The sequence below is a fragment of the Chryseobacterium sp. DZ-32 genome, assembly GCF_059587025.1.
In genome coordinates this window covers 61,857-85,884 of the sequence record NZ_JCAIOM010000015.1, presented here as the reverse complement: position 1 = coordinate 85,884, position 24,028 = coordinate 61,857, and the positions used below count along the sequence as shown (strand labels likewise).

Genomic DNA, 24,028 nt, shown 5'->3' with positions numbered 1-24,028 from the left:
TGTTCGTGCTCGTATTGCTTTACTTTTTTTAGTATTCATATTAACTATTGATAATTTAGAATCATTATTTTTCAGATTTGATTAATTTTGCACCATCATGGAAAATTCAAAGAAAAAAGCAGCTATAGGCTTCATATTTATTACTTTACTGATCGATATTACGGGATGGGGAATCATCATCCCTGTTGTTCCTAAATTAATTGAGGAACTTATTCATGCAGATATTAGTGAAGCTGCAAAATATGGTGGCTGGCTTGGATTTGCCTATGCATTTACGCAATTTATATTCTCTCCGTTAGTCGGAAATCTTAGTGACAAATACGGAAGAAGACCCATCATTCTGATTTCTCTTTTCGGATTTGCAATCGATTATATTTTCCTTGCGCTGGCTCCAACGATCTGGTGGCTGTTTTTAGGAAGGATCATTGCAGGGATTACAGGAGCAAGTGTCACTACCGCCAGTGCCTATATTGCTGATATTTCCACGGATGAAGACAGGGCTAAGAATTTCGGACTGATAGGTGCTGCTTTTGGGCTCGGATTTATCATAGGACCTGTTCTGGGTGGAGTTCTAGGACATTATGGAGCCAGAGTTCCTTTCTATGCCGCAGCAGGTCTGTGTCTGCTTAACTTCTTGTATGGATATTTCATCCTTCCTGAAAGTTTGGATAAAGATAAAAGAAGAGAATTTGATTGGAAACGTGCCAATCCAATAGGCTCATTTAAATTTCTGGGGAAACATCCTGAAATTTCAGGTTTGATTGTTTCGTTGATATTGATCTATATTGCAGGCCATGCGGTACAGAGTAACTGGAGCTTCTTTACGATGTATAAGTTTAGCTGGACGGAAAGAATGGTAGGAATCTCATTGGGAGTAGTAGGTTTGCTGGTAGGTCTTGTACAGGGCGGGCTTATCAGATATACAACGCCCAGGCTGGGAGAGCAGAAAAGTATTTATTACGGATTGGCTTTCTATGCTGTAGGAATGCTGTTGTTTGCCTTTGCTTCAGAAGGCTGGATGATGTTTGTATTTCTGGTTCCTTACTGTTTAGGAGGAATCTGCGGACCGGCTTTACAGTCTGTCATCACGAAAAGTGTTCCTTCCAACGAACAGGGAGAACTTCAGGGAGCATTAACGAGTTTAATGAGTGCTACATCCATTATAGGACCTCCGATGATGACTAATTTATTTTACTATTTCACGCATGATGAAGCACCGTTCAAATTTTCAGGGGCACCTTTCTTTTTAGCATTTATTTTAATGGCGGTCAGTGTGGTAATTACTTATTCTGCTTTTCAGAAAAAAAATAAAAATTTAGTTGATATCACCTCTGAAAAAGATTTTCACAAGCCATAGATTTGTTCTATTGATGAGATATAGGTGATTTTGAGTTACATCTTTCAATAAATTTACAGGAGTGAATAGTTTTGCTCATTGCTGAAACAGGAAAAACAAAATTATGAATATAGAAGACCTGGAAAAGTATTTTGAACGGATTCATTTCTTCGGAACTCCGGAATTGAGTATGGAAACACTGAAAAGGATCCATCAGCTTCATCCGAAACATATACCCTTTGAGAATATTGACCCTTATACGGGGACGGTTCCTTCTTTAAAGTTAGATGATGTTTTCAGAAAACTGGTGATCGAATCCAGAGGCGGATATTGCTATGAACAAAACCTGCTTTTAAGTGAAGTTTTAAAAACATTAGGTTTCAATGTAAAGCTTCAGCTTGGAAGGGTAGTGTGGGGAAGGCAGGAAGACAGTATTGCGGCGCAGACTCATCTCTTGCTTATTGTGGATTTTGATGGTGATCAATATATAGTGGATTGCGGATTTGGAACAGCTACGCTTACTTCACCCATACTTTTAAATAAAGAAGATCAGCAGAAAACGCCCAACGGAATATTTAAAATCTCGCGCAGGCAAGAAACCTACACACTCTGGATGTGGAAAGAGCAGTGGCTTCCGGTGTACCGGTTTATTCCTGAGCATGTAGAACTTATTGATCTGGATATTTCCAACTGGTATCTGTCTACCCATCCGGATTCCCATTTTAAAAACAGACTGATTCTTTCAAAAGTAGATGAAAATGCCCGCTATACCTATACGGATCATGTACTGAATATACGCTCCGGCGATGGTGAAAAAGAAGCTGTAGCGATAGAAAATGATGTACAGCTTTATGAAATACTGATGAATACTTTCGGCCTTAAAGAAAATGCAATAGAAGCACTAAAGTCAAAAGTCAGAATCTGGTAAGACTTATAAAATATAATAAACGGGAAGCTCAGTGAGCTTCCCGTTTTGATTAAAATCTGATTTTTATGAAAATAACTATGGATAAAGGGATTTTGTCCCGTTACTTACAATATTGCTGCCTAATCCGGAGAATGACACAGAGAAATTAGTGGAATTAAAGCTTAAAGAACCTGTAGGAGTACAAAGTCCAAGGGCATAACGGCATTGTCCGTAGGCACCTGTTCTTTTTATAATTTTACTCTCACTTTTCGCTTTTCCTAAGCTGATATATCCCCAATCACTTACATCTGCATTGGAAACGGTGGATCCTGAATAATAAATGGTAATCTTATATCCGGCTTCACCTCGTTTAGAACCCCAAAGCCAATTGGCTGTCCACCACTGTTTATACCATGTAGAAGCTACTTTTGAAGCTTCGCTGTCAGATGCTTCTGAATTTCCCCGGGTATCCATCATCACAAGACCTCCGAAGATATTGTCCCAGATAATTCCTGAGTCCCCATAAAAACACAAAGTGGTAAATTTTCCGCTTTTTCCGTTCCATGTTACTTCCATAACTTGAGTGCCCGGTTTTACTTCTTCGGTAATGGCTTCTTTTAATCCCTGTTGTGCAGTTGTCAGATCCTCTCCGGTATACAAATCATCGATTTTTCCAATTTTTACAGAGGATGGATCCATTATGTTCCCGGAAGCAATGAACTGATTTTGATCCGTAATAAGGCTTTTGGAAAGTTCAACACCCTGTTGGGTTGAAATTTTTCCCAGCACCGTTACTCCGGTAATCTGTAAATCATTTTTTAAATAGGTTTCGAGATTTTTGCCGGACTCATTCAGCTGACGTTGTACTGCTTCAGGAACCATCTGGGAAGAAGCAGGAGTGATCTCTTTTTTCAGATCGTCTACGGTTACCTTAGCCTGAATGGTTTCCTGCTGGTTCACCTCATTGTTTTCATTCCGGCAGCTTTGAAGTACCATTACCGATAACACGGCAAAAACTTTAAAAGTAGTTACTAGTTTTTTCATAATTAATATTGATTTGGTTGTGTATTATAAATATACATAAATATTAATTAATTCTCACTATTTTGAATTAAATATTTGTTAATTAATAAGTGGAGGTTGCAGGTGCTAGGTTGCAGATGTTAGGTAGCAGGGATTAGGAGGCTAAGTTTGAGAGTGGGAGAGTTTGAGAGTGTTTAAAGTTTAAGGTTTAAAGTTTAAAGTTTAAAGTTTAAAGTTGTGGTTAAGCAGTAACAAAAAAGAACCGGTAACAAAAAACTAAAATCCCGAAACTAAAAAACGAGCAACGAAACAACCAGCAACAAAATAACCCTGTAACCCGTAAAATGCAGTCGGCAACTTTAAACCTTAAACCTTGAACCTTGAACCTTGAACCTTGAACTTTGAATCCTGAACTTCATTATAAAATCTTAAAATTTGTTTAAATTTTTAGTTTACAGTCCATAAATGCAATAATCTTTCGTAATTTTACGCCATGGAATTAAGCATTGGAGAAATGGCACTCATTGCCATTGCAATCGTTGTATTATTCGGTCCGGATAAGCTGCCTCAGATTGCGCGTGACTTAGGTGCAGGCGTTAGAAAGATGCGTGGAGCAGTGGAAGATATTAAAACTGAAATTATGAAAGAAACAGATAACCCTGTTTCTGAAATCAAACGTGAGATTGAGAAGGTAAAAGATGCTGCAAAGGATTTCAATCCGATGAATGATATTCAAAAAGATATTCTAACGGAACCTTCTTCTTCTGTTGCCTCCAATGAGCCGCCAAAACCGAAGCCTGCAGATGATGAGACTTATGAAGGACCTGTAAGCAGATAATCATGGAGGAGATCATTCAGGAAGATAAGAAGGTATTTCTTTACCTTAATAATTTGGGAGATTCATCTTTTGACCAGTTTTGGATGCTGATTTCAAGTACATGGATCTGGGTACCTCTTTATATTATATTTCTTTATTTTTTATACAAAAACCATCAACTAAGATCATTAGTTTTTATCCTTATATTTCTGGCCATCGGAGCAACGGTTTCTGATCAGCTGGCCAGTGTTTTCAAATATGGTGTAGCAAGGCTGAGACCTTGTCATGATCCTACGCTGGAACATCATATGAGAATCGTGAAATGCGGTGGGCAATATGGTTTCTATTCTGCTCATGCTTCCAATACATTCTTTTTGGCATCCTTTTTAAGTATTTTATTAAAAAATAAGCTTAAATGGTTTCCATATGCTATATTTGTATGGGCTCTGGTGGTTTCCTACAGCCGGATATATTTAGGAGTGCATTTCCCGATAGATATTTTGGTGGGGGCGTTTGTTGGATCTTTATTGGGAGTGATATTTGGTGCACTCGCCAAAAAAGTGATCAACAAACAAACTATAAACTCATGAAAAAAACTTTACCAGCAGTAATTTCCCTCTTTTTATCCCTTAATTTCTATGCCCAGAATAAAAAACTGGCTGAAGAATGCTTTAACAAGGCTGATTATAAATGTGCAGAAGAACAGTATTTAAAACTGGCAGAAAAAGAACAGATCCAAAAATTTCAATCAGAATATTACGATTATCTTGGAACGTCCCAAAGAAGGCTTGGAAAAACGACTCAGGCTTTTAAGTCTTATGATTCTGCTTTAAAAGCAAACCCTTTGTCAATTTCTGTATATGTGAATCTGTCATCGCTTTACAGCCAGAAGGGAAACAAAGTAAAGGCATTGGAATATGTAGAAAAAGGACTCAAAGTAAATCCTGAAACAGCTGATTTGTATCTTACCCGTTCCAAAATTTACGACAGCCAGGGGAAAAAAGATCTTGCCATTAAAGATCTTAACCAGATTCTCACTTTCGCTCCTGACAATATTTTTGCAAAAACAGGGCTTGCCAATCTGAAAAAAAATAATGGAGACCTGGATGGAGCGTTGAAAGATTATAATCAACTTCTTGCTGAAAAACCGGAATCATTACTTTATAACGGAAGATCAGACGTATATTTTAAAATGAAAAAATATAAGGAAGCGCTGGCAGATGCTAATAAAGCAATTTCCATAGATCCGAAATTTGCCCAGTCTTATGTAAGCAAAGCCATGATTCTGATGGACACTTCCAAACTTAAGGAAGCCTGTGAAAACCTGGATAAAGCAGTGGCTTTAGGCTATGAAAAAGCCATCCTCAGTGATTCTTATGCTAAATGTGTAAAGAAATAAATTTAAAAAAATACTCTGCCAAATCATTAAATAAATCCACACTAAAACAAATAAAGAGATAGAAAGAGATGTTAAATATTGTTCTTGTAGAGCCCGAAATACCCAATAATACAGGAAATATCGGAAGATTGTGTGTAGGAACTGAAAGCAGATTACACCTTGTTCATCCGTTTGGATTTGTAATTAATGATAAAAACCTGAAGCGTTCCGGATTGGACTATTGGGTGCATCTGGATGTTTCTGAATATGCAGATGTGGATGAATGGATCAGTACAATCCCTGACAGATCAAGGGTTTTTCTAATGAGCTCCCATGCCGAAAAATCATATCTTGAAACTGATTTTCAGGACGGAGACTGGCTGGTTTTCGGAAAGGAGAGTGTAGGATTGAGTAAAGAGGTTCTGGACCGTTTTGAAAATCATCTGACCATTCCTATGTCAAAACTCATCAGGAGCTTTAATATTGCCAATTCCGTTGCTTTTGTGGTGGGTGAAGCCAAGAGGCAGATCAGTCTGAAATAAAAAAGAGGTTGTTTCAGAAATGTCATTCTGAACACAGACTGAAAGTCTGCGAACGTAGTTCAGAAATGTAATAAAGAATCTCATGTTTCAGTTTGTCAATGAGATTCTTCCTTCGTCAGAAATCGAAGATTCGACGTAGTCAATGACAAAAAACAATTATTTGACTTTTGAGATAATACCTTTTGTTTTAATCGTTATGATAAGGTTTGCCCTGCAAAATCTGGTCAGCGCGGTAAAGCTGTTCTACAATAAACAGACGGATCATCTGATGGGTAAAAGTCATTTTGGATAAAGACATTTTTTCATTGGCTCTGCTGTAGATTTCTTCGGCGAAGCCATAAGCGCCTCCGATCAGAATATGTACTTTCTTGACAGAAGAATTCATCCAGGTGTCAATTTTCTGTGAAAACTCGCGGCTGGTAAACTGTTTTCCTTTTTCATCAAGAATTACCACCAGATCGTTTTTGTCAATATGGTTTAAGAATAATTTGGCTTCTTCCTTTTTAAGAAGGTCTGGGGATAGGTTTTTGGCATTTTTCACATCCGGAATTTCTGTAATTTCAAAATTCCAGTGTTTGGGTAAACGGTTGAGATAATAATTGATTAAAGAGGTAATTTCCTTATCATCTGTTTTTCCGATACAAAGTAAGCTGATTCGCATTGTAAGAAGTTTCAGAGGGCAAAGATAGGGTTTCCCGGTTAATTTGTTGCCGGTTTTTGGGTTGCAGTTTCGGGATTCAAGGTTATTTGTTTCGGGTTTCGGGATTCGAGTTGTAGGTTATATTAGTTGCGGGTTATCATGAACCTTTGACTCTCAACGTTAAACTCTCAAATTCTCCCACTCTCAAATCCCTAATCCCTAATGCCTGATCCCTAAAACCTGCCACCTGCTACCTAATATCTGCCACCTATCTTTTCCCCATTTAATTTAATTCCCCTACCTTTGTATAAAGACAAACAGATCGATGAGTGTAAAGGTTCCTAAATTTATTTTAAAGATTCAAGATTTTTTTGACAGCATCCATATTCCTGTTTTGGGAATATCACTTTGGCAGATGTTTCAGATTTATATCTCCGGGATTTTTAAAGGCAAAATAGGGAGAAAAGCGGCTGCTATTTCGTGGAGTTTTACCATAAGTCTGTTTCCGTTTATTCTGTTTTTGCTTTCTGTACTGCCTCATATGCCGCTGTATGATGAGCTTCAGTTCTATATTTTTGATGTGCTGATGCATAATGTTTTTCCATCCAACATGGAAGGAGATGTAAAAGGATACATTGTAAGCAATATCATACCAAATATGAAAGGAATCAGTAACCTGACCATTCTTCTGGCTCTTGTTTTTGCAACGAACGGTACATTTTCCCTGATCAACGGATTTAATGAAAATACAGATGAAAAATTAAGTGACGTAAAAGAGTTTATTCTTTCGTTTTTTATCACGATAGGCTTTATTACCATCGTTTTTTTAACACTGTTTGGAGTGTATTACGCAGAGGTTGTAATGAAGCTTTTTACGCCGGCTTATGATGTAACGTGGCTTGTAGACAACCTTTCCAAAATTATCGGGTTTGTTTCTTTCCCGCTTTTTTACTTTATACTTCTGACCTTATTTTACTGGCTGGGTACTGTGAAGATTACAAGATTCCGACAAGCGGTTCCGGGAGCTATTCTTACTACAGTATTATTTGTGGTTACAACGTATATTTTTGCTATTTATGTAAAAGACATAGCCCGATATAACGTTCTTTACGGGTCTATAGGAAGCATGATTCTGCTGATGGTTTGGGTGAATGTCAATGTATATCTCCTTTTATTCGGAAATGAGCTGAATATGGCGATCAGAAAACTCAGAATAGAAAAGCTGTTGTCTGATGAGATTGAGAAGGAAGCTTCAGGATATCACACCGAGATTACTGAACCGGACTTTGATAGTGATGAGGAACACAAAAGAAAATTGGAGAACCGGAAGGAAGATTAATTCTCTTCCAGTTCAGGGTTTTCTTTTGAACTTAGACTGAGTATGATAAATCCGGCAATGGCGGCGATAAAGGACGCAATCAGAATTGCAAACTTCGCTTCATCCTGAATCGGAATTTCTTCTTTGAAAGAAAGCAATGCAATAAAAATAGACATAGTAAACCCGATTCCGGCCAGCAATCCTACACCAATCATCTGAAGCCAGTTGCTGTTTTGAGGCAGTGAACTGAGCTTTAATTTAATAGCAATCAATGAAAACAGATTGATCCCAATCAGTTTACCCAATACCAATCCACAGATAATTCCCAATCCTAATGTGCTTGTAACTCCTGCCACCATTTCACTGGAAAAAGTGATATTGGTATTCGTTAAAGCAAATATCGGCATGATCAGAAAACTTACCGGAATATGAAGCTGATGCTCCAGTTTTTCCAGAGGTGAAATTTCTACATTCGAAGCATTGGTAGGAATGGAGAACGCCAGCAAAACACCTGCTATGGTTGCATGAATTCCGGAATGATGAAGGAAATACCATAAAAACAGTCCCGGGATGATGTACAATATTGTTTTAGTTACTTTTAAAAAGTTTAAAATAAAAAGTAAGGCTGTTACCCCAAAAGATAGCAGGAGATAGCTCCAGTGAATTTGCTCTGTATAGAAAATAGCAATCACGAGGATCGCTCCCAGATCATCTACAATAGCTAATGCCGCTAAAAATATCTTAATAGAGTTGGGAATTTTTTTACCCAACATCGAAATGATAGCCAGAGAAAAGGCAATATCGGTTGCCATAGGAATTCCCCAGCCATTGCTGTATTCCGTTCCTGTATTGAAAATGCTGTAGATAACAGCGGGAATAAGCATTCCGCCTACGGCTGCAAAAATAGGAAGGGAGGCATTTTTAAAAGAAGAAAGCTCACCTTCTACCAATTCCCGTTTTATTTCAAGGCCAACCAGAAGGAAGAAAACTGCCATTAATCCATCATTGATCCAGATGCTGACAGGATATTCCAATCCAAAAAGATGCGTTCCCACCACTTTGTCTAAAAAATGCTGAAAATTCTCTGCCGCAGCAGAATTGGCAATAAGCAATGAAATAAGTACACAGAAAATAAGAATAATTCCTGAGGACTGACTGTTGTTGAAAAATTTTTTAAAATAAAGAGATAAATTCATGTTTACGATTGTACCCGTCTCACTCTGGAAACACCATTAATATTTTTAAGTTTTTTAAAGGTCTCTTCCAACTGACCTTTATTTTTGACTTCGAGGTTGATATTTCCCGTGAAAACACCATTGTTGGATTCAATAGACATACTTTTCATATCCATCCCCATACTTCCGCTGATGACAGTGGTGATATCATTAATCATCCCCATTCTGTCCAGCCCTTCAATTTCAATTTTTACTCTGTTTTTGAAGCTTTCCGCATTCACCCACTTGGCAGGAATAACACGGTAATCATACTGAGCTCTCAGATTGATGGCATTCGGGCAGTTGTCACTATGCACTTTGATTCCGTCTGAAATCGTGATGAATCCGAAGATTTTGTCTCCCGGAATTACGGTACAGCATTTTGCATACGTGTAGTTAAGTTTCTCTTCGTCCTTCCCAAACACAATCATATCAAGGTTTTCCTCTTTCGGATCGTCAAAATGCAGATTTTTGTTGGGCGATTTTCTGAATCTTGAAAGTAAGTTGTTGAATACGTTTTTACTTTCTATATATTTTCTCAGGCTGCTTACATCCAGTTCATTACTTTGGAATTTAAGGAAGAGCTCCTGAGATGATTTTAAATTAAAGAACTTTTGCAGTTTATTAATTTCTTCATCATTAAAATTGATTTTGGCATGACGAAGTTTTCTCTGCAGAATTTCTTTTCCTTCTTCCACCAATTGGTTTTTCTGAGAGTTCAGATAACTTTTAATCTTGGATTTGGCCTTAGATGTCACAACAAATTCCAGCCAGTCCGATTTAGGTTTCTGGTTCTGAGAAGACAGGATGTCTACCTGATCTCCGTTTTGAAGGATGTAGGAAATAGGAACCAGTTTTCCATTGATCTTGGCACCTAAGCATTTCATTCCCAGATCGGAGTGAACAGAGAAGGCAAAATCCAGAGCGGTAGCATTAGTCGGAAGGATTTTAATTTCTCCTTTTGGCGTAAAGACAAATACTTCTTTGGAATATAAGTTAAGCTTAATGTTATCCAGAAGCTCCGAGGTGGAAAGATTCTGCTGCTGTTCCAGTACTTCACGGATCTCAGTTACCCATTTTTCAAAATTTCTGTCATCAGAACTCTGTTTGTAACCTTCTTTGTATTTATAGTGTGCAGCAACCCCTTTCTCAGCAATTTCATCCATTCTTTCGGAACGGATCTGTACTTCAATCCACTTTTTATCAGGACCTAAAACCGTTAAATGTAAACTTTCGTATCCTGTAGAGCGGGGCTGGGTAATCCAGTCACGCATTCTGGATGGGTTACTGTGGTATACATCCGTAACAATAGAGTAAATTTTCCAGGCCAGGAATTTTTCATTTTTCGCATCCGATTTATAAATAATTCTGATGGCGTAGTTGTCAAAAACCTCTTCAAAGGAAACTCCCTGTTTCAGCATTTTTCTGTAGATGGAAGAAATAGCTTTCGCGCGGCCTTTGATTTTAAAATTTAAGCCTTCTTCATGAAGTCTTTCGGATACTTCCTTCTTAAATTCTTCAATATACCTTTCACGGCTTTCCTTGGCCAGTTCCAATTTCTCCGTGATCTCGTTATAGACTTCCGGATTATTATACTTTAAAGAAAGATCTTCAAGCTCAGATTTGATATTATACAATCCAAGACGGTGAGCCATGGGAGCATAGATATACACTGTTTCCGAAGCAATTTTTTTCTGCTTATCCGGAGCCATGCTTTCCAGAGTCCTCATATTATGGAGACGGTCTGCAATTTTAATCAGAATCACTCTGAAATCCTCAGATAATGTCAGTAAGAGTTTTCTGTAGTTTTCAGACTGCACAGAGATATTCTGGTGGTTCATGATGGAAATTTTCGTCAGTCCATTCACGATATTGGCAATCTTCTCACCAAAGATTTTTTTCAGATCTTCGTAGGTATAATCAGAATCTTCAATCACATCGTGCAGAAGTGCACAGGCAATAGAAGTAGCACCCAGACCAATCTCTGTTGCTACAATTTTAGCAACAGCAATAGGGTGGTAGATGTAAGGTTCCCCGGATTTTCTCCTTTGATCCTTGTGGGCATCCAGCGCGATATCGAATGCCTTTCGGATGAGCTTGTTATTTTCCTCATCCAATGTTCTGTATGTATTAGAGATCAGGTCCTTATATCTGGCAAGGATCTCTTTATTCTCTTGTTCTAAATCGTAGCTCATTTGTGCACATGCCTATAATTAGACGAAAATACGAAATTTTTTACTTTTTTCAAACATAAAAGATCCGCAGTATAACACTACGGATCTCCGGCTATTAGATTTTATATCGATTAGAATTTCACTTCAGAATTCATACCGTCACTTGACGTTTTGATTTTAATATCAGGGCTGCTGTGGATTTCTGCTCTGTTTCTTGCATCAATATATTTTTTGATGGTATCATAATTGGTTTCATTGATCTTCATGTTTTCAAATAAATAGGATTTCAATGCAGCATTCTGAATAAATGCATTACGTGCAAGATCAATCTGATTAAGGTCATTTACGGTAACACTTGCCAGAAATTGAGAATTACCGGAACCATCAGTAAGGTATACAATATAATCTGAGTTTTCAAATCCTGAATTTTCCAGATCACTTTCCAGTTTTTTGTAGTCGCTGTGATGACCAAATACTCCAGCTAATATATGTGACATAGTTAATTGGTTTTAAGTTCCCATTAAAGTTACTAATAATTTTCTGATTATCATTGCATTTAAGGCAATATAATTTGTTAATTAACATTCTGTTTTTAATAGAAAAAGATAATATTTAAAAATAATTATTGAACGGGTGTTTAATTTTAACAATCGGATAATAGACAATAGCATCGGATGATGATGTATTTAAATTCCTTTATTTACTGTACTATAATAAAAAGCCCCGAAATAAATTCCGGGGCTTCCATTGGTTAAATAATGATTAATTAAATTCTTTCGTTTTTAATTTCTTCTACAATTTCAGGATTTAAAAGCGTACTGATATCTCCAAAATTACTGAAGTCACCTTCGGCAATTTTTCTTAGAATTCTACGCATGATCTTTCCGGAACGGGTTTTCGGAAGCCCGGAAACAAACTGTATCTTATCCAGTTTCGCAATGGGTCCGATCTGATCCGAAATTAACTGATTGATCTCCTTTTTAAGATTTTCCTTATCACGTCCTTCTCCGGTTTCTTTAAGCATTACATAGCCATACAGCGCATTTCCTTTGATGTCATGAGGGTAACCTACAATGGCGGATTCTGCAACAGCCGGATGCTGGTTGATGCTGTCTTCAATAGGAGCTGTCCCAAGATTATGCCCTGAAACGATAATTACATCATCTACACGCCCGGTAATTCTGTAATAGCCCACTTCATCTCTCAAAGCTCCGTCTCCTGTAAAATATTTTCCAGGGAAAGCTGTAAAATAAGTTTCTTTATATCTTTGGTGGTCTCCCCAGATGGTTCTTGCGATTCCCGGCCATGGAAAACGGATACAAAGATTTCCTGTCACCTGATTTCCTGTGATTTCATTGCGCTTATCATCCATCAGAACGGGTTGTACACCTGGAAGTGGAAGAGTAGCATAAGTAGGCTTTGTAGGCGTCACAAAAGGAAGAGGTGAAATCATAATTCCTCCGGTTTCCGTTTGCCACCATGTATCTACAATCGGACATTTTTTCTTTCCCACATGATCGTTGAACCAGTGCCATGCTTCATCGTTGATGGGCTCACCTACAGAACCAATGACTTTCAGAGAACTCAGATCATGCTTATCCACCCATTCAGCACTTTCTTTTGCTAAGGAACGGATCGCAGTAGGTGCCGTATAAAACTGAGTGATCTTGTGTTTTTCAATCACTTCCCAGAAACGGTCCGGTTCCGGATAAGTAGGAACGCCTTCAAAGATCACTGTAGTAGCACCATTCAGCAGCGGCCCGTAAAGAATATAGGAGTGTCCTGTGATCCATCCGATATCTGCCGTACACCAGTAAATATCATTTTCTTTATAGTTGAATACATTTTTAAAAGTATATGCGGTGTACACCATATACCCGGCGCAGGTGTGCAGCATTCCTTTAGGTTTTCCTGTAGATCCGGAAGTATAAAGAATGAAAAGAGGATCTTCAGAATCCATAATGACAGTAACAAAATCAGGAGAAGCTTTTTCATACAGATCGGCCATCCAGTAATCTCTTCCTTCTTGCATTTTAATTTCGTTGTGGGTTCTTTTTACAACAAGAACTTTTTCCACGGTCGGCGTTTTTTCCAGCGCATCATCTACAATGCTTTTCAGATCCAGAACTTTATTACCTCTGTAGCTTCCGTCCGATGTGATAACCATTTTGGCTTCACAGTCATTGACCCTTGAAGCCACTGCTGAAGCTGAGAATCCTGCAAAAATAACAGAATGAACAGCTCCCAGTTTTGCACAGGCAAGCATCGTAACAGCCAGTTCAGGAATCATAGGAAGATAAATACAGACCCTGTCTCCTTTTTCAATACCCATATCGCGCAAAACATTGGCCGTTTTATTCACCCGGGTGTATAATTCGCTGTAAGAAATATACTGTGCTTCTTCCTTAGGATCGTTGGGTTCCCAGATGATTGCTGTTTTTTCTCCTCTGATGGTAAGATGTCTGTCGAGACAGTTTTTGGTAATATTGAGTTTCGCATTTTTAAACCAGGTGATCTTCGCTTCATTCATGTCGTACTTAACAACCTTGCTCCATCTCTGATACCACACGAAGTTTTGATCTGCAACTTTATCCCAGAATTTTTTAGGATTTTTGATAGACTTCTTATAGTCTTCAAAATATTGTGGTAAATCTTCTATTAAGTAATTTCTCATATCCCTATCGTTTTTTGAAATTTGAATTTATTATATTTTAAATTTATGTTTAATTTCCTATTTAAGCTCTATAAACCTGGATTTTTTCCTGGATTTCCTCAATGATTTTTTCATCATCAATAGTGGATGGAATCTGAAAATCTTTACCGTCCAGCAGTGTCCGGATCAGCTTTCTTAAAATTTTTCCGGATCTCGTCTTGGGTAAACGTTTGACAACCATTACGTTTTTTAAAAAAGCAACTGCTCCGATTTTGTTGCGAACCATCTGAACGATATCTTTTTCAATATCTTCTTCAGAAATCGCCGAGCCGTTTTTCAAAACCACTGTGGCAAAAGGAACCTGTCCTTTTAAATCATCATCAATACCTACAACGGCACATTCGGCAACATCAGGATGTGAGGAAACAATTTCTTCCATTTCAGAGGTCGAAAGCCTGTGTCCTGCTACATTAATCACATCATCCACTCTTCCTGTAATGAAAATATAGCCGTCTTCATCCTGAATAGCACCGTCTCCCGAAAAATAATACCCTTTATACTGAGACAGGTAACTGCTTTCAAAACGGGCGTAGTCTTTCCATATTCCAAGCATGGCGCCAGGTGGGAGGGGAAGTTTGATCACCAGATAACCTTCATGATGAGGATTGAGTTCGTAACCGTTTTCATCAAATATTTTAATATCATATCCCGGAACAGGCTTTCCTGCAGATGCTCTTTTGATCTGATAATTTTCATCATGAGTCAACAACCCCAGCATTGGCCAGCCGGATTCTGTCTGCCACCAATGGTCTATTGCCGGAACACCAATATGTTCTGCAAACCAGTCCAAAGTGGCAACATCGCATCTTTCACCAGCGAGAAACTGTTTTTTAAAATGGGTTAAATCGTATTTTTTTACCAGTTCTCCGTTCGGATCTTCTTTTTTAATAGCTCTGATAGCAGTAGGGGCCGTAAACATCACCGAAACTTTATATTCTGAGATAATTCTCCAGAAAGTTCCTGCATCAGGAGTCATGATGGGTTTTCCTTCAAAAATAACAGTCGTGTTTCTATTGATTAAGGGTCCGTACACGGAAAAGCTATGGCCAACCGCCCATCCGAAGTCTGAAGCAGCCCAATACGTTTCTCCCGGTTCTACACCATAGATATAAGTCATTGAGAATTGTAATGCAGTGGCATAACCTCCCGTGTCACGAACGATCCCTTTAGGCTTTCCGGTAGTTCCTGAGGTGTAAAGAAGGTAAAGCGGATGAGTGGATTCTACAGAAACGCAGTCCGCAGGAGCTGATTTTTCTAACAGTTCTTCATAATCAATCAATCCGTCAAACATCTCATCCTGATTATCTACTAATTTTCTGTTGTATACAACAATATTGTCTACTTTGTCCTGAGCCAGCTCAATTGCTTTTTCTACCAGTGGCAGATAAGGGATTCTCTTTGCAATTTCCACACCGGCTGTAGCTGTGATTAAAACTTTCGGTTTGCAGTCATCAATTCTGACAACAAGCTCGTGAGGAGCAAAGCCTCCGAAAACCACATTGTGAATCACCCCGATTCTTGCGCATGCCAGCATGGCAAAAAGTGTCTGCGGAATCATAGGCATATAAATAACGGCTGTGTCTCCTTTTTTTAATCCTAAAGAAACCAGTCCTCCAGCCAGTTTTGCTATTTCCTCTTTTGCCTGATGAAATGTGTAGGTTTTCTTCTGATGGGTTACAGGAGAATCATAGATAATTGCAACCTGATCCCCGAATCCGTCTTCAATGTGTCTGTCAATGCATAAGTAACACATATTGAGCTTTCCGTCAGAAAACCACTGTGGGTAATCGTTCTCACCATTGGAAAGAATCTGTTGCGGAAATTCAAACCATTGTATTTTCCCGGCCTGTTCCTTCCAGAAGTCTTCTTTGTTTTCTATGCTTTGTTTAAATAAGGTATCTGTATTCATATCAATATTAAGGTCAATAGTTGTGTTTAGTGTCTGCATGTCATTGCGAGCCGCATGCGAAGCAATCTCTTAAAACATCTCCTCAATCTGCTGCATCAGTTTCTTAATCGAGTAGGGTTTTGTAACGTAAGCGTCAGCTCCCATTTCCAATCCTTTTTCAATATCTCTTGGGTTATTTTTAGCACTTAGAAAAATCACTTTGGTGTCTTTCAGTTTTTCATCCTGTTTAATAAGATCCAAGGTGCTGTAGCCATCCAGATTCGGCATCATAATATCGAGAAGAATCACATCCGGAACCATGGTTTTCAAAAAGTCAAGGACTTCCATTCCGTCACGGGCAATATAAACATCATATCCGTTTTTCTTAAAGCTGTATTCCAACGACATCAATATTTTGTGTTCGTCATCCGCAATGATTATCTTTCTCATAAGAAGGTTTTAATGGTGTTCAACTTCATCTGTAATCTCTTTTTTAGTTTTTTTGGGAATGTTGATGGTGAAAGTTACGCCCAGCCCGCTGTTTTCTGCTTTTATACTTCCTCCATGTGCCTCTACAATTTTTTTGGAAATGGCTAATCCCAGTCCGCTTCCTGTAGGCTTTAATATGTTTTGGTTTTTCGATTGATAAAATTTATCAAAAATCATTTCCAGATCCTCTTCCGGAATATGCTTTCCGGTATTGAAGATGGTAATGATCAGCTGCTGATCTTTTTCAAACAATTTGGTCTGAATGGTGCCATGTTCTTCCGTAAATTTTAAAGCATTTCCCCAGATATTCTGAAACAGCTGAATCATTCTTGCTTCATCATATTCAAATATAGACTGATTCAGGAGATTAACTTCACTTAAATGAATATTTTTCTGCTGTATCAGGTGAAGGAGCGGACTCAATGCTTTTTTATACGTGTCAACAATATTATTTTCCTGAATATGCAAAGAGATTTCACCATGCTGCAATTTATCCAGATAAAGAATATCATTGATGATTTCGCTTAATCTGTCGGATTCTGTGATGATGTTGTTTAAAAACTCCTGTTTGATGTCAAAAGGGATATCATCGTCATCCGCTAAAATTTCTCCTGCTGAACGGATGGCCGTAATCGGAGTTCTTAGCTCGTGAGCGACAGAATCCAGAAAATCGTCTTTTTGACGGTCTTTAATAATCAGACTTTCATTGGCAGTCCTCAGATCATTAGACAGTTTCTGAAGTTCTGCAGACTGTTCGGTAAGCTTTTTATTCAAGCTGATATTTTCCTGCGATTCTTCGAGAATGTTTAAAACTTCTTTTAAAGATATTTTATCTTCCTTGGTTACTCCTTCAATCAATATTTTTGCGGAAGCTGTACCGATTCTTCCGGCCAAAAGGTTTTCTGAGAATTTGATAAACCTTGAATCGGCTGTCTCAGTATTGGAGTCGATGTTATATTTTAAATTAAAAATCCTTAAGGCCTGTTCCGTTTTATTCTTACCTAAGAAACGTTCCAGAATATTCTGAATATCAGATATGTAGGCTGTTCCGCGCCAGATGAAAGCATTTTCGTGATTCTGAATGTACTTATCAATATCTACGTAAAGCTCAGCAAAGTTTCTTTCGCGGTAATTTCCTTTTGAACTTACGGAAACTATGGTAAACAGGCTTGTATTGACCAGCATCGACCAGAAAAAGATCTGTGGAATTCTTCCTAAATAAGGAATGGTAAAAAAACCGAAAGCATTATACATATCCCTCAAGACCCCTTTAAATTCCTGATTGTACGAAAAATAATACTGGGGAATAATCAGCCCGAAATAGCATATTACCAATCCGGCTAAAAGTCCTGTAACAGCACCTTTATAGCTTCCTCTTCTCCAGAATAAAGCTCCGAAAAATGCAGGTGCCAGCTGTGCAATCACGACAAATGAGATTAATCCTACCGAATCCAGGGAAGTTTTCAAAATGAAATACTTGTAGAAGGCAAAAGCCATAATGATCAATGCGAAAATACTGAACTTCCTGATATTGGTGATGATTCTTGTATTTTGCTCCTCGCTTTCAGATTTTAATTTTCCCAGCAATCCGTATGGAATGATGAGGTTGTTGGAAAGCATGATGGATAAAGTAATGGCAGAGATAATGATCATGGAAATACATGAGCTTAATCCTCCAAGAAAGACGAATACTGTGATCAAAGTATTGTCGAAATGTTGTGGAATCAGAATAGAGTAGAACTCAGGATTTACTTTCTGTCCGTCAAAAATTAATCTTCCTCCCCAGGCAATCGGGAAAATAAATACAGTAAAGATTAGAAGGTAAAGCGGAAAAAACCAAATAGCTGTTCTGATGTGCTTTTCCTGCCTGTTTTCAACAATAGCAGTGTGGAACTGTCTTGGGAGAATGCAGATCGCTGTTGCGGAAATCATGCAGAGAACCATCCAGTTCAGGGCACCTTCAATTCCGTTGAAGGTGTTTTTTTCTTTAAAATCTTCAAATTTACTGGCTTTCTCATAAATATCTGAGAAACCATCAAAAACATAATAAATGACAAAAAATCCGAGAATAATAATAAAAAATAGCTTTAAAAAACTTTCCAGAGCAATGGCAGAGATAATTCCAAGCCGTTTTTCTGAAGCATCCACATATCGTGTTCCATAATAAGAAGAAAATAAAGCGATTAAAATTACCACGAAAGTTGCATTATCAGTCAGAATGTCTTTCGACATCGGAGTTTCAGTTACCAGATGGAAGGTTTCCGAAATGGCTTTAATCTGCAGCCCGATATAAGGAACGATTGCCAAAAGGCAGACTATCGTGATAATGGCACTCAGGCTTCTGCTGTTCCCGTATCTCAATGAAATGAAATCGGCCAGGCTGCTTATTTTGTTGACCCTTGAAATTCTTACAATCCGGGTATTGATATAGATCCATGCCGGAATAATCATAATAGGTCCAATGTAAATTGGTAAATAGTTTAATCCGCTTGTCGCTGCCACACCGATACTTCCATAATACGTCCAGGCAGTACAATATACAGCAAGAGATAAAGCATAGATGTATGGATTATTGATCCAAAGCTTGCTTCTTTTCTTCTCTGCCAGGTAGGCAACTAAGAAAAGGAGGGCCAGATAAAACAGAACGACAAAAAATAATGCGAAACTACTCATCATGTCTTTTTACAATTACAAAAGAAATCACAATGGAAATCATCCAGACCACGAACAGGTAAATAAGGATCATAGGATAGCCCAAAACTTCCCTGTCACTATTGAAAAGCAGTGAAATAGGAATGCTGAAAGCAATCATAAGCCCTACGCTCAGTATGATAAGTTTTTGTTCATGTCTTTTTTTCATAATTATTTTATTTCCTTACTGAAGCATATCGCTTCTTCACGTCCGATGTAAATTCCATAATTTTCAATGACCTTATATTCGTTTTTCAGATAAAACTTTATGGCATTGTCATTTTTTTTACGGGTTTCCAGATAGATGTATTTATAGTCGAATTGTTTTGCGGCTTTTTCTAACGCCGAGAGAATCTTTCCGCCTAGGCCTATATTTTTTTCCAGGGAGAACATGCGTTTAATTTCACATATTTCTGGTGAAAGGGGGCGAAAACCTCCACAGGCTATGGGTTTTTCATCACTTACAGCAATGAGGAACAAAGCTTTCTCCTGAGAAAAGTCATCAAGGTTTGCACTTTTGCTTCCACTCTCACCAGAGATTGTAATAAGAGAAGTATTTAATCTGCAGATGAGGTCAATAACGTTCTTATCCTGAGAAGGACGTGGAATTGCTTTAATCGTGATATCCATTTTTTTATAATTGATAACAGATCATTGATGAATGCCGCATTCATCAATGATCTGTTTTTTGCTTTTAAATTTTATCGTCAGAATATTCTCCTTTTAAGGCGTAATAACCAAAAACTGCCATTCCGCCCGAGATAATGGGCATCAGTACAAAAAGAATAATGATGCCAAAAACCAGATCTTCCTGTTTTCCGGAAGTTATTTTCGGGATTCCCAGTACGGTAATTCCGAAGTAACCCACAATTACTGCTATTGCGATCCAGAGAATGCCTAATATTTTTTTTAGTCCGTTCATTTTAGTAGTTTTAAAATTAATAAAAATTTGAGTGATTCAGTACCTAATCGTGAAGATTATTGTTCTTATTTTTAAGATAAAATAATCCGATGATCAAACATACGGCAGCGACTCCAATCGGGTACCAGAGTCCTTCCAGATACCATGTTGTATGTCCTGCTTCTTTTCCTGTAGTTACCAGATAAGTGGCTACCGCCGGAAGAAGTCCTCCGAATACCCCGTTTCCAATATGATAAGGTAATGACATTGAGGTGTAACGGATTCTCACAGGAAACATTTCAACAAGGAAAGCCGCGATAGGTCCGTAAACCATGGTTACAAAGATCACCTGGATGAAAACAAGGAATACCAGGTACCATTTGGTGTTGTCACTTAATTTTAAACTTTGAGAAACTTTGGCTTCCTCCGGTTTTCCGTCTTTCATAGCAACTCCTGATGGAGACCAATGAACTACGCTGTCTTTTTTAATTAAAGTTCCGTCTGTATAAAGTGTTTCTTTGTGAAAAGTCACCAGGCTGTCTGTCGCAATATCATTGTGGATTTTCGCCGTTCTTTTTTCTGTAATTCCATTTGCTGCAATTGTTTTGTTTTCGAGGTTTACACTTTTAAACATGCTGTCGTAAATAGGTCTGTACGCTAAAATAGCGATCAGCATTCCGGTCATCATCACTGCTTTTCTGCCGATTTTGTCAGAAAGCCATCCAAAGAATACAAAGAAGGGTGTTCCTAAAAATAAAGCCGTAGCCATCAATGAATCTACCTGCGCCGATTCTACATTCATGACCTTTTGAAGGAAACTCATGGCATAGAATTGTCCTGTATACCAGATCACACCTTGTCCCATCGCAGCCCCGAATAAAGCCAATAGTACAAATTTGAAATTGTATTTGTTTCCGAAACTTTCCTTTAAAGGGTTTTTGGATGTTTTTCCCTCACTTTTGGCTTTCGCAAAAAGAGGAGATTCTTTCATGTTCTTTCTGATAATGTAAGATACGGCCACCATCAAAATGGAGATCCAGAATGGAACTCTCCATCCCCACGTATCAAATTCTTCTGCAGAAAGAGTGGTCTTGGTGATCAGAATAACAATTAATGAAATGAAAAGTCCGGCTGTTGCTGTTGTCTGGATCCAGGAGGTCCAGTATCCGCGGCGATGAGGTTGTGCGTATTCTGCGACATACGTGGCAGCACCTCCGTATTCACCTCCTAAAGCAAGCCCCTGAAGTAATCTTAAAATTAAAACCAAAACCGGCGCCAGAAATCCAATGGTTTCATAACTTGGAATACATCCGATCAGGAAAGTGGAAAATCCCATAATCAGTAACGTAACCAGGAAAGTATATTTTCTTCCGATAAGATCTCCCAGTCTCCCGAAAAATAATGCCCCGAAAGGTCTTACTACAAATCCGGCAGCAAAAGTGGCCAGGGTAGATAAAAATGCGGCAGTAGGATTATCCGCAGGGAAAAATTTGGTGGCTAAAACAACGGCCAGACTTCCAAAGATATAGAAGTCATACCATTCTATCAATGTTCCGAGAGATGAGGCAGTGATCACACTCCAGATGGTGCGGTTTTTCTGCCTGTCGGTCATATTTTCGTAGCTTTCGTGATGATTTTCGCTCATATTGATTAGTTTTTGATGTTAGTGGAATAGGATTATTAATTTGAATTTTTTGAACCGTTAAGGGCTTTGAATGAAACTATTTCAAAAAAGTGTCATTCTGAATGAAATGAAATGTAATGAAGAATCTCATGTGTGTCTGGATGTCAGTAAGATTCTTCATTCGTCAGAAATCGAAGATTCGACTTAGTCAATTCCCAATCCATCTTAATTCTTAATGGTTCAAATTTTAAAGGTAGATTTGAAACTGTACAATAAATTCTCCTTTAGAAGAAGGACTTTCCGTAGGATTTGTATAAACAGGTCTTGTGGAATACTGTGTCGTTATTTTTGCGTGATGTCCGTCTATAAACCAATTGGCTCCGACATCAAACTGAGATGAAGATTTATCAAAAGCCTCAAAACTTTTATGAGTATAAGCAGCAAAAGGCTGTATTCTGATTTTTGGCTTTTCTGCCTGACTCGGTAATAGTAAACCTGCCTGAGCGTAGATAATATTACCTGTTCCAATGGTTGGCTGTAGATTTCCTGGTCCTGCAATGGCTTTATTCCCTATAAAATTAGGATCAGAGGCGCCAATATTCATGGTTCCCAGATTTCTTACATAGTTCGGTCCGAAATTGTAATTATAATATCCGGCATAGGCAGAAACGGCCATTTTATTTTTTGCCTCACCCAAAGGAATATCTGCAAACGCATCTACAGCAAAAAGGGTAATATCATGTTTTTCAATGTTTGAATTGACAGAAGTTCTTGTTCCGTCAGCCTGATGATAAAAACCGGCACCTACATTGAAGACTTTTTTTGTTCCCAGGTAAGATCCAACTTTAAAAGGAAGTGTGTTGGATTCTTCATCAAGGAACTGATATTCAACATACCCTGCTTTTGAAAAACTTGGATTTCCATTATTGTCTACGGCTACTGCTTTTGAAGGATCTGTTACATTCACAGGAACAAGATCTGTGGCGAAAGGTTTATTTAAACTGAAACGATATTCCAGTTTTCCGTACTTTCCTTTGGCAAACATTCCAAGCTGTCTTGCAAACTGATCTGAATTATCAATCAAAGGCCATGAAAAAACAGGAGAATCTAATGTAAGGAAGTTAAGCGTGGAAGCCATGGTCATACGGGAAAGCCCCATATAGTAGTGTAGTCCGGCCCCTAAAGTTAAACTGAATTTTCCCGCTTCTCCAGGTAAAATAACTGCATATTCGTTCCAGGCATCATGAAAGAACAGCTGGGTTTTCTTTCCGTTTCCATAACCTCCTGTTCCTGAGGTGCCTGAAGCGCCGCCATTGATGAAAGTCTGATTATTAATTCCGAAATGGAGCAGGATCATATATCTCTTAGAGATCTGTGCGTATGTTAATGCACGTAACCTTCTGTTTCCCAGACTCCATGAGTTGTCAGTGGGTTCACCGCCTACCATGGTTCCGGGGTTCATAGATGTATTTCTTACCCAAAACTGGTCCCATAAAATAAATCTGACGAATTTATCCCCGTTTTGGTTGAGGTTAAGTTTTAAGCCACTGCCATAATCAGGAGAACCTTGTGAGTATAAGGAACTACTGATTAAAGCTAATCCAATGAATGTAAGTAATTTCTTCATAAATTATCAATTTTTGGCGTTGTTTTTTGTGAATGCCAAATTGTAATTAATAATTTATTTATGAAAATTTAATATATATTAGTGGTAATAGTATAGTTGGTATTTGATAGACTTTGATTTTCGGGATTCGGGGTTCGAGGTTTGGTGTTTAAGATTTTAAAATCATACTTTTTTTTAAATATTTGATATAAAGTTATTTATAAGAGTATTTTTACCTCTGTTTTTAAACCTCATGACTCGCATCCCGAAACCCCGCACCCCGCATCCCGCATCCCGTAACTCGTACCCCGTACTACTTCTTAAACCGTTCCCACTTAATCAGCATATACTTATCGGCAAATTGGGTGATGATAATTCCGGAGTTTTTAATATTCTCTTCCTGAGCGATATATTCAATCAGTTCGCTCTGCTTTAGTATCTTATAAACAGGATGGAATTCGGAATGGGGAGGTCTTGTGATATTGTATTTTTTAATCCATGAGCTTATGGTAACATGAGAAACACCGATAATTCTTTCAATTTCACGGTAACTTAAACCTTCCAGATAAAGCTGAAGAGCTTTGGTTACGTAGTAATCGTCAATTTGTTTTCCCAGTTTTTTAACAGTAAAATAATAATTGCAGTCTTTGCAGTGGAAGCGCTGTTTATTGTTGATAATGCCGCTTTTTACTACTTTGATACTCTTGCATTTAGGACAGGTGTTTTCCATAACTATATTATTTTAGCAAATATATAATAAATTAGCA

At 38.1% G+C, this 24,028-nt stretch carries 22 protein-coding genes; 7 read left to right on the top strand and 15 right to left on the bottom strand.

Translation table 11 applies throughout. The features are described 5' to 3' along the window. Positions 1–97 precede the first annotated feature (97 nt). Together AC59HC_RS16880 and AC59HC_RS16875 are read left to right on the top strand one after the other, a co-directional pair. Positions 98–1,357, top strand: coding sequence for a TCR/Tet family MFS transporter (locus AC59HC_RS16880; protein WP_123277962.1), 1,260 nt, complete (start codon positions 98–100; stop codon positions 1,355–1,357). Between the two features lie 103 nt (positions 1,358–1,460). Then, positions 1,461–2,264 (top strand): arylamine N-acetyltransferase family protein, encoded by an 804-nt coding sequence (locus tag AC59HC_RS16875; protein ID WP_411413723.1) that lies wholly within the window; start codon positions 1,461–1,463, stop codon positions 2,262–2,264. 75 nt (positions 2,265–2,339) lie between these two features. Here the strand turns inward: AC59HC_RS16875 and AC59HC_RS16870 are convergent, their stop codons facing one another. Next, the gene (locus tag AC59HC_RS16870; RefSeq protein WP_496559030.1) at positions 2,340–3,287 is read right to left on the bottom strand and encodes a hypothetical protein; all 948 of its coding nucleotides are present in this window, start codon (positions 3,285–3,287) and stop codon (positions 2,340–2,342) included. Between the two features lie 472 nt (positions 3,288–3,759). On the opposite strand from AC59HC_RS16870, the gene AC59HC_RS16865 reads away from it, so the two are divergent. The 4 genes from AC59HC_RS16865 (at position 3,760) to AC59HC_RS16850 (ending at position 6,003) form a co-directional block, all read left to right on the top strand. Continuing rightward, positions 3,760–4,104, top strand: coding sequence for a Sec-independent protein translocase subunit TatA/TatB (locus tag AC59HC_RS16865; protein WP_110011128.1), 345 nt, complete (start codon positions 3,760–3,762; stop codon positions 4,102–4,104). A gap of 2 nt (positions 4,105–4,106) precedes the next feature. After that, positions 4,107–4,673, top strand: a complete 567-nt coding sequence (locus AC59HC_RS16860) for a phosphatase PAP2 family protein (RefSeq protein ID WP_110011127.1) — start codon at positions 4,107–4,109, stop codon at positions 4,671–4,673. Continuing rightward, entirely contained in the window at positions 4,670–5,482 is an 813-nt protein-coding gene (locus tag AC59HC_RS16855) for a tetratricopeptide repeat protein (protein ID WP_496559029.1), read from the top strand. Before AC59HC_RS16860 ends, AC59HC_RS16855 begins: the two co-directional genes overlap by 4 nt. A 68-nt stretch (positions 5,483–5,550) precedes the next feature. Further along, positions 5,551–6,003, top strand: coding sequence for a tRNA (cytidine(34)-2'-O)-methyltransferase (locus AC59HC_RS16850; protein WP_202843859.1), 453 nt, complete (start codon positions 5,551–5,553; stop codon positions 6,001–6,003). 187 nt (positions 6,004–6,190) lie between these two features. On the opposite strand, the gene AC59HC_RS16845 is transcribed toward AC59HC_RS16850, so the two are convergent. Further along, positions 6,191–6,664, bottom strand: a complete 474-nt coding sequence (locus tag AC59HC_RS16845) for a 23S rRNA (pseudouridine(1915)-N(3))-methyltransferase RlmH (RefSeq protein ID WP_110011124.1) — start codon at positions 6,662–6,664, stop codon at positions 6,191–6,193. 304 nt (positions 6,665–6,968) lie between these two features. On the opposite strand from AC59HC_RS16845, the gene AC59HC_RS16840 reads away from it, so the two are divergent. Further along, on the top strand, positions 6,969–7,982 hold the full coding sequence (locus AC59HC_RS16840; RefSeq protein ID WP_496559028.1) for a YihY/virulence factor BrkB family protein: 1,014 nt from the start codon (positions 6,969–6,971) through the stop codon (positions 7,980–7,982). On the opposite strand, the gene nhaA is transcribed toward AC59HC_RS16840, so the two are convergent. From nhaA to AC59HC_RS16775, 13 genes are all read right to left on the bottom strand, one after another. After that, positions 7,979–9,157 (bottom strand): Na+/H+ antiporter NhaA, encoded by a 1,179-nt coding sequence (nhaA, locus tag AC59HC_RS16835; RefSeq protein ID WP_496559027.1) that lies wholly within the window; start codon positions 9,155–9,157, stop codon positions 7,979–7,981. The two genes, AC59HC_RS16840 and nhaA, sit on opposite strands and share 4 nt — an antisense overlap. Positions 9,158–9,159: 2 nt before the next feature. Next, positions 9,160–11,370, bottom strand: coding sequence for a RelA/SpoT family protein (locus tag AC59HC_RS16830; protein WP_496559026.1), 2,211 nt, complete (start codon positions 11,368–11,370; stop codon positions 9,160–9,162). A gap of 110 nt (positions 11,371–11,480) precedes the next feature. Next, the gene (locus tag AC59HC_RS16825; protein ID WP_110011120.1) at positions 11,481–11,846 is read right to left on the bottom strand and encodes a hypothetical protein; all 366 of its coding nucleotides are present in this window, start codon (positions 11,844–11,846) and stop codon (positions 11,481–11,483) included. A 269-nt stretch (positions 11,847–12,115) separates the two neighbouring features. Beyond that, positions 12,116–14,023 carry an acetate--CoA ligase gene (gene acs / locus AC59HC_RS16820; protein ID WP_202843852.1) on the bottom strand — a complete coding sequence of 636 codons (1,908 nt, stop codon included), beginning with the start codon at positions 14,021–14,023 and terminating at the stop codon, positions 12,116–12,118. Positions 14,024–14,084: 61 nt separating this feature from the next. Continuing rightward, the gene (locus AC59HC_RS16815; protein ID WP_496559043.1) at positions 14,085–15,971 is read right to left on the bottom strand and encodes an AMP-binding protein; all 1,887 of its coding nucleotides are present in this window, start codon (positions 15,969–15,971) and stop codon (positions 14,085–14,087) included. A 69-nt stretch (positions 15,972–16,040) separates the two neighbouring features. Further along, positions 16,041–16,400: a response regulator transcription factor gene (locus tag AC59HC_RS16810; RefSeq protein ID WP_110011117.1), complete on the bottom strand. Its 360-nt coding sequence runs from the start codon at positions 16,398–16,400 to the stop codon at positions 16,041–16,043. 9 nt (positions 16,401–16,409) lie between these two features. Next, positions 16,410–19,112: an ATP-binding protein gene (locus AC59HC_RS16805; protein ID WP_395974924.1), complete on the bottom strand. Its 2,703-nt coding sequence runs from the start codon at positions 19,110–19,112 to the stop codon at positions 16,410–16,412. Next, positions 19,105–19,299, bottom strand: a complete 195-nt coding sequence (locus AC59HC_RS16800) for a hypothetical protein (RefSeq protein ID WP_062670711.1) — start codon at positions 19,297–19,299, stop codon at positions 19,105–19,107. Before AC59HC_RS16800 ends, AC59HC_RS16805 begins: the two co-directional genes overlap by 8 nt. A gap of 2 nt (positions 19,300–19,301) precedes the next feature. After that, positions 19,302–19,760, bottom strand: a complete 459-nt coding sequence (locus tag AC59HC_RS16795) for a GNAT family N-acetyltransferase (RefSeq protein ID WP_496559025.1) — start codon at positions 19,758–19,760, stop codon at positions 19,302–19,304. A gap of 64 nt (positions 19,761–19,824) precedes the next feature. Continuing rightward, a complete protein-coding gene (locus AC59HC_RS16790) occupies positions 19,825–20,052 on the bottom strand; it encodes a DUF6814 family protein (protein WP_062670707.1) in 228 nt (75 codons plus the stop codon). Positions 20,053–20,095: 43 nt separating this feature from the next. Continuing rightward, entirely contained in the window at positions 20,096–21,676 is a 1,581-nt protein-coding gene (locus AC59HC_RS16785) for an MFS transporter (protein WP_202843846.1), read from the bottom strand. A gap of 226 nt (positions 21,677–21,902) precedes the next feature. Then, positions 21,903–23,282 (bottom strand): porin, encoded by a 1,380-nt coding sequence (locus AC59HC_RS16780; RefSeq protein WP_202843844.1) that lies wholly within the window; start codon positions 23,280–23,282, stop codon positions 21,903–21,905. A gap of 292 nt (positions 23,283–23,574) precedes the next feature. Next, positions 23,575–23,991, bottom strand: a complete 417-nt coding sequence (locus tag AC59HC_RS16775; protein ID WP_062670701.1) for an IS1/IS1595 family N-terminal zinc-binding domain-containing protein — start codon at positions 23,989–23,991, stop codon at positions 23,575–23,577. Positions 23,992–24,028: the final 37 nt, after the last annotated feature.

What these genes read in the sequence shown, in the direction of transcription:
- AC59HC_RS16880 (WP_123277962.1), top strand. Translation starts at nt 98, where the DNA reads ATGGAAAATTCAAAGAAAAAAGCAGCTATAGGCTTCATATTTATTACT.
- AC59HC_RS16875 (WP_411413723.1), top strand. Translation starts at nt 1,461, where the DNA reads ATGAATATAGAAGACCTGGAAAAGTATTTTGAACGGATTCATTTCTTC.
- AC59HC_RS16870 (WP_496559030.1), bottom strand. Translation starts at nt 3,287, where the DNA reads ATGAAAAAACTAGTAACTACTTTTAAAGTTTTTGCCGTGTTATCGGTA.
- AC59HC_RS16865 (WP_110011128.1), top strand. Translation starts at nt 3,760, where the DNA reads ATGGAATTAAGCATTGGAGAAATGGCACTCATTGCCATTGCAATCGTT.
- AC59HC_RS16860 (WP_110011127.1), top strand. Translation starts at nt 4,107, where the DNA reads ATGGAGGAGATCATTCAGGAAGATAAGAAGGTATTTCTTTACCTTAAT.
- AC59HC_RS16855 (WP_496559029.1), top strand. Translation starts at nt 4,670, where the DNA reads ATGAAAAAAACTTTACCAGCAGTAATTTCCCTCTTTTTATCCCTTAAT.
- AC59HC_RS16850 (WP_202843859.1), top strand. Translation starts at nt 5,551, where the DNA reads ATGTTAAATATTGTTCTTGTAGAGCCCGAAATACCCAATAATACAGGA.
- AC59HC_RS16845 (WP_110011124.1), bottom strand. Translation starts at nt 6,664, where the DNA reads ATGCGAATCAGCTTACTTTGTATCGGAAAAACAGATGATAAGGAAATT.
- AC59HC_RS16840 (WP_496559028.1), top strand. Translation starts at nt 6,969, where the DNA reads ATGAGTGTAAAGGTTCCTAAATTTATTTTAAAGATTCAAGATTTTTTT.
- nhaA (WP_496559027.1), bottom strand. Translation starts at nt 9,157, where the DNA reads ATGAATTTATCTCTTTATTTTAAAAAATTTTTCAACAACAGTCAGTCC.
- AC59HC_RS16830 (WP_496559026.1), bottom strand. Translation starts at nt 11,370, where the DNA reads ATGAGCTACGATTTAGAACAAGAGAATAAAGAGATCCTTGCCAGATAT.
- AC59HC_RS16825 (WP_110011120.1), bottom strand. Translation starts at nt 11,846, where the DNA reads ATGTCACATATATTAGCTGGAGTATTTGGTCATCACAGCGACTACAAA.
- acs (WP_202843852.1), bottom strand. Translation starts at nt 14,023, where the DNA reads ATGAGAAATTACTTAATAGAAGATTTACCACAATATTTTGAAGACTAT.
- AC59HC_RS16815 (WP_496559043.1), bottom strand. Translation starts at nt 15,971, where the DNA reads ATGAATACAGATACCTTATTTAAACAAAGCATAGAAAACAAAGAAGAC.
- AC59HC_RS16810 (WP_110011117.1), bottom strand. Translation starts at nt 16,400, where the DNA reads ATGAGAAAGATAATCATTGCGGATGACGAACACAAAATATTGATGTCG.
- AC59HC_RS16805 (WP_395974924.1), bottom strand. Translation starts at nt 19,112, where the DNA reads ATGAGTAGTTTCGCATTATTTTTTGTCGTTCTGTTTTATCTGGCCCTC.
- AC59HC_RS16800 (WP_062670711.1), bottom strand. Translation starts at nt 19,299, where the DNA reads ATGAAAAAAAGACATGAACAAAAACTTATCATACTGAGCGTAGGGCTT.
- AC59HC_RS16795 (WP_496559025.1), bottom strand. Translation starts at nt 19,760, where the DNA reads ATGGATATCACGATTAAAGCAATTCCACGTCCTTCTCAGGATAAGAAC.
- AC59HC_RS16790 (WP_062670707.1), bottom strand. Translation starts at nt 20,052, where the DNA reads ATGAACGGACTAAAAAAAATATTAGGCATTCTCTGGATCGCAATAGCA.
- AC59HC_RS16785 (WP_202843846.1), bottom strand. Translation starts at nt 21,676, where the DNA reads ATGAGCGAAAATCATCACGAAAGCTACGAAAATATGACCGACAGGCAG.
- AC59HC_RS16780 (WP_202843844.1), bottom strand. Translation starts at nt 23,282, where the DNA reads ATGAAGAAATTACTTACATTCATTGGATTAGCTTTAATCAGTAGTTCC.
- AC59HC_RS16775 (WP_062670701.1), bottom strand. Translation starts at nt 23,991, where the DNA reads ATGGAAAACACCTGTCCTAAATGCAAGAGTATCAAAGTAGTAAAAAGC.